Annotated in this window: 11 protein-coding genes and 1 tRNA gene; 9 read left to right on the top strand and 3 right to left on the bottom strand. The window is 42.8% G+C overall.

Annotation, left to right across the window (positions count from 1 at the left end; all coding sequences use genetic code 11):
• Positions 1-308: 308 nt before the first annotated feature.
• Positions 309-941, top strand: a complete 633-nt coding sequence (locus WCM76_16005) for a flavodoxin family protein (GenBank protein MEI6767135.1) — start codon at positions 309-311, stop codon at positions 939-941.
• A gap of 10 nt (positions 942-951) precedes the next feature.
• On the opposite strand, the gene WCM76_16000 is transcribed toward WCM76_16005, so the two are convergent.
• The gene (locus WCM76_16000; protein ID MEI6767134.1) at positions 952-3,621 is read right to left on the bottom strand and encodes a T9SS type A sorting domain-containing protein; all 2,670 of its coding nucleotides are present in this window, start codon (positions 3,619-3,621) and stop codon (positions 952-954) included.
• A 117-nt stretch (positions 3,622-3,738) separates the two neighbouring features.
• Positions 3,739-4,443, bottom strand: coding sequence for a hypothetical protein (locus WCM76_15995; protein ID MEI6767133.1), 705 nt, complete (start codon positions 4,441-4,443; stop codon positions 3,739-3,741).
• A gap of 472 nt (positions 4,444-4,915) precedes the next feature.
• On the opposite strand from WCM76_15995, the gene WCM76_15990 reads away from it, so the two are divergent.
• The 5 genes from WCM76_15990 to WCM76_15970 all read left to right on the top strand — a co-directional run bounded on the left by WCM76_15990 (position 4,916) and on the right by WCM76_15970 (position 8,771).
• Positions 4,916-5,662: a hypothetical protein gene (locus WCM76_15990; protein MEI6767132.1), complete on the top strand. Its 747-nt coding sequence runs from the start codon at positions 4,916-4,918 to the stop codon at positions 5,660-5,662.
• A 61-nt stretch (positions 5,663-5,723) separates the two neighbouring features.
• Positions 5,724-6,899 (top strand): hypothetical protein, encoded by a 1,176-nt coding sequence (locus WCM76_15985; GenBank protein ID MEI6767131.1) that lies wholly within the window; start codon positions 5,724-5,726, stop codon positions 6,897-6,899.
• 262 nt (positions 6,900-7,161) lie between these two features.
• Positions 7,162-7,602 carry a hypothetical protein gene (locus WCM76_15980; GenBank protein ID MEI6767130.1) on the top strand — a complete coding sequence of 147 codons (441 nt, stop codon included), beginning with the start codon at positions 7,162-7,164 and terminating at the stop codon, positions 7,600-7,602.
• 67 nt (positions 7,603-7,669) lie between these two features.
• Positions 7,670-7,759: transfer RNA gene (locus WCM76_15975), tRNA-Ser, on the top strand.
• A 454-nt stretch (positions 7,760-8,213) separates the two neighbouring features.
• On the top strand, positions 8,214-8,771 hold the full coding sequence (locus WCM76_15970) for a hypothetical protein (protein ID MEI6767129.1): 558 nt from the start codon (positions 8,214-8,216) through the stop codon (positions 8,769-8,771).
• Here the strand turns inward: WCM76_15970 and WCM76_15965 are convergent.
• The gene (locus WCM76_15965) at positions 8,758-8,997 is read right to left on the bottom strand and encodes a hypothetical protein (protein MEI6767128.1); all 240 of its coding nucleotides are present in this window, start codon (positions 8,995-8,997) and stop codon (positions 8,758-8,760) included. The two genes, WCM76_15970 and WCM76_15965, sit on opposite strands and share 14 nt — an antisense overlap.
• A 230-nt stretch (positions 8,998-9,227) precedes the next feature.
• Between WCM76_15965 and WCM76_15960 the strand changes: the two genes are divergently transcribed.
• The 3 genes from WCM76_15960 to WCM76_15950 all read left to right on the top strand — a co-directional run.
• Positions 9,228-10,352, top strand: a complete 1,125-nt coding sequence (locus WCM76_15960; protein ID MEI6767127.1) for a hypothetical protein — start codon at positions 9,228-9,230, stop codon at positions 10,350-10,352.
• 50 nt (positions 10,353-10,402) lie between these two features.
• Positions 10,403-11,533: a hypothetical protein gene (locus tag WCM76_15955; protein MEI6767126.1), complete on the top strand. Its 1,131-nt coding sequence runs from the start codon at positions 10,403-10,405 to the stop codon at positions 11,531-11,533.
• A gap of 26 nt (positions 11,534-11,559) precedes the next feature.
• On the top strand, positions 11,560-13,123 hold a 1,564-nt coding region (locus tag WCM76_15950), incomplete at its 3' end, for a hypothetical protein (protein ID MEI6767125.1).

Below are 13,123 nucleotides of genomic sequence, written 5' to 3'. Positions count from 1 at the left end.
AGCCGGGCTTATGCTTCGGCTTCTTTCAAACTTTTACCGGACAACAGTGATTTTTTTTAAAGATATAGATAGCTTAAACGAATTTTGAAATAATTTTTGTGCCGGAATTATGCATGAAGTCTCTCCGAAAAAATTAGCATATATCAGGATTAATAAGAACCGGTCAGTCTCATTAATCCTGACTGCTGCTGGCAAAGAAGAGTTTTAATTCTTTCGTGAACATCCGGAAATTGGCTGAGTGGTGAGTGAGTGGAAATAATCCCTTAATTTTGCTGTCGAATTTCACCCATTCCAACAAACCTGATTTTATGAAAGTAATCGCTATTAACGGAAGTCCCAGAAGTGACGGAAATACTTTTCATGCGCTGAACATGGCAGGCGCTGAATTGATATCCCAGGGCATTGAGTTTGAAATACTGCATATCGGACATGAGATGATACACGGCTGCCTCGCGTGTTATAACTGCGTGAAGAACAAAGATGAAAAATGCGCGATTAAAACCGACGATATGAATCTTTGGATACAACAGCTAAAGCAGGCTGATGGCATTATTCTCGGCTCTCCGGTTTATTATTCAGGCATTGCCGGCACCATGAAAAGCTTTCTGGACCGGCTGTTTTTTGTTGCTTCTGCAAACAGTACCTTCCGCGGAAAGGTGGGCGCATCGGTGGTGGCAGTGCGCAGGTCGGGTGGTTCATCAACCTTCGACAGCCTGAATCATTACATCATGTATTCCGAAATGATTGTAGCCACCTCAAGCTACTGGAATGTGATTCACGGCGGTGCGCCCGGCGAAGCTGAACAGGATCTTGAGGGAACTCAGGTGATGCGCGTTCTGGGAAAAAATATGGCATGGCTGCTGAAGGTCAGAGAAGCTACCGCCGGCACCATTGAACAAGCTGCGAAAGAAAAGAAGGTAGTTACCAGTTTTATCCGCTAAACGAAAGCTGTTATTCTTTCACAATCTTTTTTACCCTGATTCCGTTTTCGGTTTCTATCATCACGAAGTATACGCCGCCTGCAAGGTTTTCAATGTTCAGGACGGTTCTGAGTTCGGTAATGCGCTGCTCAAGAATTTTCGTTCCCTCAATTGAGAAAAGCGATATTTTTTCGCTGCCGCTTAAGGCGGAACGTTCAATAACAATTACATCACGGGCAGGATTCGGGTAAACCAAAGTTGAATGATCTTCATAACGGATGATTCCTGCAGTGCTGTCAACATAATACGTGGCTGCCGTGTTGGTTCTGACAGGCGTATTATAGTCAAAATATATGTCTGCAAAATTTGTTATAGAATCATTTACCGCAAGTGTGTTCAGATATTTAACTCTGTATTTTACAAAACCCATGGAACCGACGGCATCTGTTGAACTGTCGGGCAGCATGATGTTGTTGAATCTGAACTCTGCAACCTTGCCGTTTTTTATACCGGCAGAAGACAGCGCATGGGCGCTTGAGATTATCTGGAAGGAGGCAAGATCCAGTTTCTGCGAAAGCGTATCTATAATAATAACAGTGATGGCTGTGTCGTTTCCTACATTCTGAAAATGGATGGTGTATTCGAGCCAGCCGGGCGTTGAAACAGAATAGAGTGTATCAATGTTTACTTCTTTGTAATTGGGATCATAGGGCCCCGTGACCTGAGTTACAATAGTTCTGGAATTATCGGCAGGTGTGGAATCATTGATAACGGGTGTTATTCCGGCAATAGCCGTTATCGGGAAACCGATGGCAAGATTTGATGGAATGTTGAACTGTGCATGAATGGTTCCCATAACCGAAGGCGCCAGTGTGCCTACGTTCCATGTGATGGTTTGTCCTGCCTGAACCGAAGGTGCCGGTGCTGCTGATAAATAGGAGATGGCGGGGTCGAACTGCAGCGAAACCGATCCGCTCTGGCTTGTTGTGCCTACGTTTTTATACGTGATGAGGTAAGTCAAAACATGACCTGCTTTTGGATTGGAAACAGGAGTTATATCTACATACAGGTCGTTCACATTCGGAACAGGGTAGAGCCCGAAATGCTTTGCGGTATCCATGGCTCCCAGTCCCGAAAAAACAGATGTCTGAACAGCGGCCGTGGTGAGTGTGTGATATAAAGGCAGATACGGAATGCTGACGGAATGCGTTCCGGTGGCGGTATACATCTGATAGACTCCTGCATTGTTGGAAGCGCTCACGTAAGGACTGTTGTCGAGTTCAAGGATAACGTTGGGCAATCCGGGTTCACCTGAATCGAATATGCCGTCGTTGTTCAGGTCGCTGAACACGGTTCCTTTAATTATGTTGGCGTTGTCGCTGATTTTAACCAGATAGCTTCCTGACACAGAATCGGAGAAGCTGCCCATATTCAATACGCCGCTTCCGTTTCCGGTGATGTAGATATCTCCGGCGCCATTGATGTCAAGTCCTGATGTGATGTGCGATGAGGCTGCACCGCCTGATTGAATCACCCAGTCTACGGTACCGGCCGAATCAATTTTCGCAGTATATGATTTATTGTAACTTCCTGCACTTATTATAGTAGTGCCGAATGTGAAGCTGCCCTGAAACGAGCCGGCAAGAAAAAGGTCGCCCTGCGCATTGCAGCGCATATCATACCCTTCGTCAATTCCTGTTCCGCCGAATGATTTTGCCCAGGCAAAGGTTCCCGTACTGTTTACTTTTACCACAAGGATGTCATCATTTCCGACACCGGTAAGGGTAAATGGTCCGATGATAGCTTGTGTGTCGAAATTGCCCGTAAAATATACACTTCCGGCAGCGTCAACACATATTCCGTAGAGTTCGCCATTGAACTGTGCCGGTGCCGACCATACATAATTGCCCTGGTCGTCGAACTTGGCTGCAAATACGCTTGCTGCAGCAAAGTTAATCGAAGTGCCTGCAAAATCAGCTGTTGTGGAAGATGTATAACCGGCAATATAAATGTTTCCCGAGAAATCTGTTGTCATACTCCAAAGGGTTTCTATACCGGAACCACTTATTTTTTTACCCCACTGAGGTGTGCCTGCATTATCGAGTTTAACGAAAAAAGCATCCATTCCCTGTCCGCTAAGGTTTACGCCGCCTATGCCAAAACTGCCGGTAAAGCTGCCTGCCAGAATAATATTCCCGAACATATCTGCGTTGACAGACATGCCGGCATCATCGCCGGAGCTGCCGCCGCGAATGGCATAAATAATAGCGCCTGTTGAGGCATCGAGCTTCACCAGAAAAGCATCGCTTCCGCCTGCCGAAACCAGGGGGAAACTTCCTGCGTTCATGGTACCTCTGAATGTTCCGGTTACCCATACGCCTCCAAAGCCGTCAAAAATTACTTTACTTGAGAAATCGCCCTGAGTTCCGCCAAAAGGTGTTGCCCACTGCAGTACACCTGATGCGTCGTGTTTTTCTACAATTACATCCTGAGCACCTGCACTTATATATGTATTGCCGCCGATGGTGGTAGTGCCAACGAACTGTCCGCAGGCATAGGAATTATCAAACATGTCTGCGCATACACTGCTTCCGGTGCCCTGATCGGTATTTATCCAGGTGGTGACCTGAGATGAAACAGAAAGAATGGTAGCGGGAATCAATAGAATTGACAATGAAATACTGAGGAAGATTTTTCTCATGATATAATATTTAAGGATTTATAAAGGGATAATAAATATGGACGTTCAAAACAGACGAATGGTTGCATAGGTATTATTTGCGATGTCATAAAAGTAAAGTAAAAGGAGTGGTTCTGCTCATTCGCATTTTTTGGCACCATATTTTTTTGCGATAGCCCAGTAGTAACGAGCACTATCTAATTGTTTGATGTATTTGAAATTGTCTCCGATAAAGATATTTACTGAAGTATCCTGACTAGAATTAGGAATGGTTTTGCAAAAAGCAATTGCTTCCCTGTATTTTTTTTGCGATGATAATTCTTCGGCTTTGCGCAAATTCATTTGAATGGCAAAATATCGGGCAGTATCTGCTTTAGCGCGTGTTTCATTAATTGCTTTATTGATGAGTTCGGGATGATTCGCAAAATCCATATCGTTGGCAGGCGCTTTGGGCTCAACATACGTTTTATTTTCTGAGTCTTTTATCTTTTTAATGAAGCCTGAAACTTCTATAATCATTAATGGCAGCAGCATTAGGATAATAATAAGTGCTTTGCGCCAAAGATAGTTGCGAATTTTGTATTCATCAAAAGGTTGAGCGAGCCAGATAAGAATGTCGGGCTGTTCAGTTTCATCGGGAATAAGGGTGCCTGAATCTGATTCGGGTTGGCGTTTTAGTTTGGGCACACTCAGCGCAAAGCTTGTAACAGCGAATGAATACAGCATCAGTCTCGTTCCTAAGTCCAAGTCAAGCATCTTGCAAATCACGAACGTAATCAATAATGAAACTAGACCGATGGCGATATTTATTAATCCGCTTTTTATAACTTCTTTGTTACTCATGTTTTGAGATTTTTACCGGAACGACTGTTTATAAAGGCACAATTTAAGAATTTTAAACTTCACTTTTGTTTCAGACTATAATATCGAAAAACCAATTTATGAATGGGCTAATTTCGGGATAAATTGCTTTTATTGCATTACTAATTTTTCTTTGTTGTCCGATAACGATATTATTGTGTACCTGAGGGTACACTGCTGCCCATGATAATGATTTTCTATAAATAGTATGTGCCTAAAGGCACAGCACTTTTAATGATGGTAGTGTTAACGATGCGAAGCGGGGTGTTACACTATCTCATCCCGATAGGGATGAAATATTTATAGAAACGCAGGAAACAAGAAAATAGAACCCCATAGCGGGTTCAATATCTATTATGTTTTATGCGAACAATTGTTATCGATTGATTGATGAAACTTTCCCCGGACAATAGTGATTTTCTTTCATACCTTTGTAAAACAGATTTATAAAATTATGAGAACATTCTATTTTTCCGTCATCGTACTTCTTTGTTCTGTGTCCACGCATTTGTACGGACAAGGTACAGCCGTCAACACAACCGGTGCATCGGCCGATAACTCAGCCATGCTTGATATCTCAGCAGCGAATAAAGGCGTTTTGATTCCGCGTATTGCGCTCACCGATACCATTGATGCAACCACTATTCCATTGCCCTCAACTTCGTTGATGGTTTATAATACCAATGTTGGTGGAGGTTTGGTAAAGGGTTATTATTATAATTCCGGAACTTCTGTTTCGCCACGCTGGACGCAGTTTTTCCCAAATCCCGCGAATACGGAACTGAACATGAGCAATTTCAAAATCACCAATCTGGCTACGTGCACCAATAATCCTGATGCCGCAAATAAAGCATATGTTGATGCTCAGATAGCGCTTGTAGGTGGTTCGGGCGGTTCCACCGTTCCGGTGATGATAAGTGATGAATCAACGTCGTCGATGAATTTCAGGATGGCATGTGATTACTGCCGTACACTTACCGAAGGTGGTTTTACCGATTGGAGGATACCCTCATATTATGATATGTGGACAGTGGTTTCCAACACCATTTATCCAATTCCTTCATCAACCTCATCAAGCTGGTTGTGGCTTATGGACAGAGATACGAATTACGGATATAATCACATGATGGCCAATATGGCAACCGGTGATATGAGCTATTGCAGTGGTTCGAGCAGTAATAAAGTTCGTTGTGTACGCTGACAACTGATTTGAATAAGTCTGACAGAATAACGCAATTATTTTTCACGCTAAAAAATATTATATGCGCAGGTTCATTTTTTCATTAGTGTTGTCCGGATTTTCAATTTCCGGAGTATTTTCTCAGGGCACTGCCATCACACCCAATGGTGCGCCTCCCGACCCCTCAGCCATGTTTCAGGTAAGCAGTCCTGATAAAGGCGTTCTGGTTCCGCGCATGACCGATGGTGGCCGCGATTCCATTATTAATCCGGCTGACGGATTGTTGATTTATAATATCACTACCAAATGCTTTAACTTTTTCAAAAACAGCAGTTGGTTCGAGTTATGCGGTAATTGTGTGTATCCGCCATTGGCTGTGGTAGCAAACAGCGGACCTGTATGTGCCGGCGGAACGATAAATCTCACGGCATCAACAGTTCCCAATGTAAGCTATACATGGACGGGTCCGAATGGTTTTTCTTCTACGGCTCAAAATCCGGTACTTACGAATGTAACCACAGCAAATTCAGGCGTGTATCAGGTAAGTACCACCAGAAATAACTGCACCGGTGCCTGGGTTTCAACAACTGTAGTGGTCAATCCGATTCCATCGGGAAACTTCACGTTTTCACCAAGCACAGCAGGCATAAACTCAGATGTTACTTTTTCACCTGTTGAAACCGGAGCAACTTACGCTTGGACATTTCAGAGCGGAACACCTGCTACCAGCACTGCCACCAATCCTATCGTGCAATGGAGTACGACCGGGACATATAATGTCGGACTTTCGGTAAGTAAAAATGGCTGCAATGCTTCATCCGCGCAGACCATCACAGTTAGCTCATGCATTCCGTTTCATACCATTACGTATAATTTCACCCATAGCGTTCCGGCGAATTCAACTGATTGCGGCAACTGGACAAACTTCAGATCTTCATTAACTCCCGGTGTTTATTGCAGTGTAACGCTTTCGGGCACCCAATATCCGCAGGGATATACCTGCACAGATCCGGTGGCAGTGAATCAGATAGCGACTTTTATTAAAAGTGGTACATCCGGAACGGTGGTGCTTTGCAATGGCATGAAGTGGTCGAATGATGATGTGGCAGACTGGCTTTATGTGTATGACAACACCGGGGCATCATGCACAAAAAATGCGAGTCTTCGCCCCTGTATAGCGAATGAGAACTGGGGCGGTTTTAATACTCAGATTTGTGCTGCGCCGACTCAGACTATAACACTGACTTTTAATAAGTAGGTTAACGGCATTCGTTAACTTATTCACAACCATATAAGGTTTCATTTTCTGCATTTAATGTCGGTTTGCGGGTGTAATAGCTTTGAATAGGCTATTAACAGCGGATTGCAGCGTATTCATATCCTGAACGACTTTCATTTTTTGAAATCATTTATATCACTTATTTAGCTGAAACACTTGTTAATAACTCAGTAAATGGAGGGTGTAAATCACTTGCATTCGGATGGCTTTCAGTGTAATTTTATAGCTCAAACCTAAAGCCATGATGAATCCTTCGAGATTATATCGCGAACAGCAAATTCTTGAGAAATTTTTTCCGGGATGCTGCACTTTTATTAACGGTGATGATGGTGATTATCTGGATATCTGGGTTAAGAGTAACAGCGCCAGTCATTATTGCCTGAGAATAATGCTGGACATGTTTCCTGAGCGGGCGCCTGAAATGTTTTTGGTGCATCCCAAAATGTTGGCTGATAATTATGGTGTTGAACTGATTTCACTGGGTGCTAACTGTGCTGCCAAGTTGCTTGAGCCCTCGAAAGGCTTTCTGCAGCTGGCTTATAATAATGCCGCAGTTTGGTCTCAGGATCTTACCCTGTATGAAGTTACCCTGAAGGGAATCACCTGGGTAAATGCATACGAAGGTTACCGCCGGTCGGGAATACCCATTCACCACATGATTTCAGACCAGATTTTTTATTAGTCTGATGCAGCTTCATCAATTTGCTTTTCTTTTTACTTGGAATGATTATCTTTGCACCCTTCGACTCGGAGAGGTGGCAGAGTGGTCGAATGCGGCGGTCTCGAAAACCGTTGTTCCAGCAATGGGACCGGGGGTTCGAATCCCCCCTTCTCCGCCAATAATTAAGATCCTGCTTATGCAGGATTTTTTTTTATGTCTGCTCCCGAACGAAGTTCGAAGGAGCAGGCAAAAAAATTCTGCAGTGAACGCAGAGAACCGGAGCTTAATTTTTGAAGCCCCACCCCAGAGGCATCATTCGTCTCGCCACAGGCGAGGCGGATAATCCCCCCTTCTCCGCCAATAATTAAGATCCTGCTTATGCAGGATTTTTTTTCAGTACACTTAAGGTATGTTTCCAGATATTTGTAATATTGACACAGCAGACCTATTCTTGCCCTTTTTCCTAAATGCACAACGTTTTTTATATTGCCATAAGGTTTTTTTTACAATTGTTATGAAGATGGTAAAAGCTATCGTATATTTGCGTTGATATATTATCAATTAATTATGGGTTTGTTTCCGGGTGACTGCTAATCATAAACAACCATAAAATTCATCTAATTTTATCTGCTATGAAAAATAAAGCCGCCAAAATCTTTTTCGCTGTTGTGATGGTATCATTTCTGATTGCAAATTTCGGATGTGGTAAAGACAAAGAATTGACCGATGATAAATTCTATACAAAAATAGGATATACGCTTCAGTTGTGCCTTGATGATATCTTTAGCCAGAGTGTTGCAGGCAAACCGGGCGGCACATGGAACAGTACGGTTTCAGGACCCATGGGCGGCACCATTACTATTACCGGAACGGACAGTTATTCGCCGTCTATTGATCTTACTACCTGCGATATGGTTTTTGATATGCAAAGTGTACCTTACACGCATACGGCTTCAACCAGCAGTGAGGAATGGACATCAAACCTGACCTTTACGGGTCCGATAACGTATAAAGGAACCTATTCGAGCAGTCAGGTGAATCTGAGCCATCTTTCAAGCAACTTCACCATCAGCGGGTCTGTTAAATATTTCAAGACCACAAAAAACATAAGTACTACGGGCAGCATTGTGCTTAACAGGGCTTCACAAGTCAATTGTACTATTTTCGGAAATTCAGTTACCTGGAAATAGGTTGAGCTTTTGAAGTAACAAGCGGAGTTGCGTCATCAAAGAGATTACCGGACTGAGTTGTCTGGTACTTCAGAAGTGCTGTATTTAGCGTTTGTTTATTTTCGCTGAGGTTTCCAATCCAATAATCGGTGCTTATGAAAACCGGTTTATAGAAGCATACCGTTAATAACTTTTCCAGTACCAAAATCAAACTTCTCAGCATGCTTCTGCTGTTGAACTTTTCCAAAAATCAAACTGATTTTTGGAAAAACTATGGTAAATATACTTACTTATTGCATTTACCTAGTATTTGCAATTCCCTCGATAAATATTGTTCTGAGTAAATTGACAGACAATTGATTTAGTCTGTTCGGATAATAATCAACTTATTGTAAAAACCTATTAAAATTATTAAAATTCTAATTAGTTTAATAATTAACTATTTCATAAATTTGTACTAACCACAAAATAAAATCGATGAAAACAAAAGTTATTACTTTTTTCACGGCAGTTATATTGATTGCTAATGTGAGTATTGTCAGTGCAAAGGTATGGCGGGTAAATAATACGCCTGGCGTTAATGCCAATTTTTCTACTGTAGCTGCTGCAATTACCGCTGCTGCAGCCGGAGACACGGTGTATATTGAGGGCTCGTCGTTTACATACGGGAATGTTACTTTAAACAAGAAACTGGTGCTATTGGGCACGGGCTATTTTCTCACTGATAATGATTCCACTCAAGCGAATCCGAATACGTCTAAGGTTGGCAATCTGACCATTTCGGTGGGTGCAGAGGGTAGCACTATCTGTGGGATTATGGCAACCGGAACAGCAACAGGCAGTTTGGTAACTGTCGGTGCAAGTAATATTTCCATTATCCGTTGCTATTTTACGCACACAGCTCCTTACAATGGCGGGTCATATGTAGGTATTACCCTTGTTATAAGCTCAGGAGTAAACAATGTGCTGGTGACCCAATCATTTATCTATCAGGGAGCCGGTACTACGGGCAGTTGCTCATATAGTTATTATACCAGAGCATTGCAACTTGAAGGCAATAACAGTGGCATTCTGATATCAAATAATATTATTAAGCATTACATTAAGGCAGGAGGAACTACCTGCGGGACATTTTATGCCATAGAGATGGCCACTACTTCCACCGCTGTTTTCAATAATAATGTGATTACCGGTAGTTTTATGGCATATAATTCTATTGTTACGAATAATATACAGATTGTAGGTGGGGCTAATGGTGACTATTTAACCAGTGGTACGTATCCGAATACCTCAACAAACAATATCGGGAATGGCTCTCAGTTTGGAACGCTGAACGGAAATAAATCGAGTGTTACGATGACCAGCGTGTTTACCTACGCGCCGGGCAATGAATACACAGACAATCACTATAAATTAAAGGCCTTGTCGCCGGCGCTTGGAGCCGGTGTTGGCGGTATAGACTGTGGCGCGTTCGGTGGCACGACTCCTTATATTCTTTCCGGTATGCCCGGTATTCCTGCGATATACAGTGCTACCGTTCCGGTTATGGGAACCACTTCAACGGGTATTAATATTAATATCAAAGCCAAGGCGCGCAAATAATTTTCGAAAGTAAACACAGAATTTATAAACGAAACCAAAGACATTCCGATATGAAAATCAAGATAATTTCGATAATTTCCGTTTCATTATTTCTGGTTTCCACAGCTCAGGTTTCTGCCAAAGTTTGGCGTGTAAACAACAATGTGGGTGTTAATGCAAACTTTTCGACCATGACCGCAGCCATGAGCGGAGCTGCTGCCGGAGATACCTTGTATGTTGAAGGTTCTCCGACAAGTTACGGAGCAGTTACACTCAGCAAAAAGCTTGTGATTCTGGGCGCGGGTTACTTTCTGTCGGGTGCCGGTAATGATACCACACAGGCCAATCCGAATCCAAGTACTTTCGGTTTGCTTACCATTAGTACGGGAGCCTCCGGCAGTGTTATTTCGGGCATTACTGTAACTGCTACTTCAACAGGTAATCTGGTAACGGTAAGCACCAATAATATAACGCTTTCCAGATGCTATTTTTACTATACCACGAGCCTTCTTTCCACATCATACTCAGGGACAACGGTACTCATAAGTTCCGGCGTTACCGATGTAGTAATAAGCCAGTGTTTTATTTATCAGGGAAGGGCTACATCATCTACTTGTGGAAGCAACAGCTATTATACCCGGGCATTGGATCTTGAAGGAAGTAACAGTAATATTATTGTATCGAATAATATTATCAAACTTTATACAAAAACAGCTGTAACAACCTGCGGTACTTTTTATGCGATATTAATGGCGACCTCGTCTTCGGCAATTTTTAATAACAATGTAATTATTGGAAGTTTTGTGGCGTATAATTCTGTTGTCGCAAACAATATTCAAATAATAGGGGGCATAAATGGTGATTATATTACCAGCAGCTCTTACCCTAATGTTACTCAAAATAATATCGGTCACTCAACACAATTCGGAACCACGAACGGAAATAAATCCAGTGTCAGTATGAGTACCGTATTTATGTATACCAACAGCGAAGATGCCGATAATCATTATAGGTTAAAGTCAGGTTCTCCGGCATTGGCTGCGGGTCAAAATGGTGTTGACTGCGGTGCATTTGGTGGGGCAATGCCTTATGTTCTTTCCGGATTACCGGCAATACCGACAGTTTTTAATGCCACAGTGCCTACAACAGGAACAACCTCTACAGGCATCAATGTTAACACCAAGGCCAAAGCACGCAAGTAACATTTATTGGTTTAAAAACCACACCCATGAATTGTAAATACGCTTCGTCTTTATACAATCATAAGCGCCTTTATTCTGAATTAGTATTTGGAAGAAACTGCGTTGGTGTGCTGATGCTGGTTGCCGCATTATTATTGTTTCCGATATCAACAACGCGGGCACAGGTAGCCAATATTTCAGGCGCTGAATATTTTTGGAATACTGATCCCGGATATGGAAATGGTACCCCAATTTCAATCACGGCCGGACAGAATGTGGATTTCTCGGTTAATATTCCCTGCAATACACTTACTCCCGGTTTGAACAGGTATTTTGTAAGGGTAAAGAATACCGCCGGAAAATGGAGCCAGACCTATAATGGTTTTGTTTGGATAACTTCTGTAAATGCATTAGTCAATCCACAATTAGTATCGGTAGAATATTTTTGGGATACGGATCCCGGTTTGGGCAGTGGTACTCCACTTACTGTTACGCCCGGAAGCGTCATAGATTTGACTGCAACTATTAATGCATCGGCATTAACTTCCGGCATGCACTTTTTTGGTATCAGAACAAAAGACAATAATGGTGAATGGAGCCATACTTACAACAGTCCTGTATGGATATCGCCTCCGCTGACGAACATGAATCCACAATTAGTTTCAGTTGAATATTTTTGGGATACTGATCCCGGTCAGGGAAGTGGCACGCCTCTTACCGTAGCACCCGGAAGCGCCATAGATCTTACGGCAACCATAAGTGCCTCGGCGCTTAGTGCGGGAATGCATCGTTTTTATATCAGAACAAAAGATAATAATGGCGAATGGAGTCACACATACAATAGCCCGGTTTGGATATCGCCCCCGCTAACAAGTCTGAATCCACAATTGGTATCAGTTGAGTATTTCTGGGATACGGATCCCGGATTAGGCAGCGGAACATCTCTTACGGTAACACCCGGAAGTGCCATAGATTTAACTGCCACTATAAACGCCTCGGCACTGAGTACGGGAATGCATCGTTTTTATATCAGAACAAAAGATGATAATGGTGAATGGAGTCATACATACAGCAGTCCTGTTTGGATAAATCCGGCTGTAAACAGTTCTAATCCACAAATAGTTTCCGTTGAGTATTTCTGGGATACAGATCCCGGATCAGGCAGTGGTACACCACTCACTGCTACCCCCGGAACCACCATAGATCTTAGTGCAACCATAAGTGCATCCGGACTAACTGCAGGTATACATCGTTTTTATATACGGGCAAAAGACGACAATGGTTTATGGAGTCATACATACAGCAGCCCTGTATGGATAACACCTCCTGTTTCCGGTTCGAATCCATTAATAGTTTCAGGCGAATATTTTTGGGATACCGACCCCGGTTTTGGAAGCGGTACTGCCTTATCTTCCATTTCAGGAAATGTGATAGACCTGACACAGATTATGAGCACTTCGGGTTTAACCCTTGGTATTCATCGCTTGTATATCAGGACAAAAGATAATAGCGGAAAATGGAGTCATGCGTACAGCAGTCCTGTGTGGATAACGCCACCTGTTTCCGGTTCGAATCCATTAATAGTTTCAGGCGAATATTTTTGGGATACCG

It is taken from the genome of Bacteroidota bacterium, from assembly GCA_037133915.1.
Taxonomy (GTDB): Bacteria; Bacteroidota; Bacteroidia; order Bacteroidales; family CAIWKO01; genus JBAXND01.
The sequence above is the reverse complement of the archived record's forward strand: the minus strand, read 5'-3'. Positions and strand labels throughout refer to the sequence as shown.

Bases quoted from the DNA above. Each gene is read 5' to 3' on its own strand.
- WCM76_16005 (MEI6767135.1), top strand. From the start codon at position 309: ATGAAAGTAATCGCTATTAACGGAAGTCCCAGAAGTGACGGAAATACT.
- WCM76_16000 (MEI6767134.1), bottom strand. From the start codon at position 3,621: ATGAGAAAAATCTTCCTCAGTATTTCATTGTCAATTCTATTGATTCCC.
- WCM76_15995 (MEI6767133.1), bottom strand. From the start codon at position 4,443: ATGAGTAACAAAGAAGTTATAAAAAGCGGATTAATAAATATCGCCATC.
- WCM76_15990 (MEI6767132.1), top strand. From the start codon at position 4,916: ATGAGAACATTCTATTTTTCCGTCATCGTACTTCTTTGTTCTGTGTCC.
- WCM76_15985 (MEI6767131.1), top strand. From the start codon at position 5,724: ATGCGCAGGTTCATTTTTTCATTAGTGTTGTCCGGATTTTCAATTTCC.
- WCM76_15980 (MEI6767130.1), top strand. From the start codon at position 7,162: ATGATGAATCCTTCGAGATTATATCGCGAACAGCAAATTCTTGAGAAA.
- WCM76_15970 (MEI6767129.1), top strand. From the start codon at position 8,214: ATGAAAAATAAAGCCGCCAAAATCTTTTTCGCTGTTGTGATGGTATCA.
- WCM76_15960 (MEI6767127.1), top strand. From the start codon at position 9,228: ATGAAAACAAAAGTTATTACTTTTTTCACGGCAGTTATATTGATTGCT.
- WCM76_15955 (MEI6767126.1), top strand. From the start codon at position 10,403: ATGAAAATCAAGATAATTTCGATAATTTCCGTTTCATTATTTCTGGTT.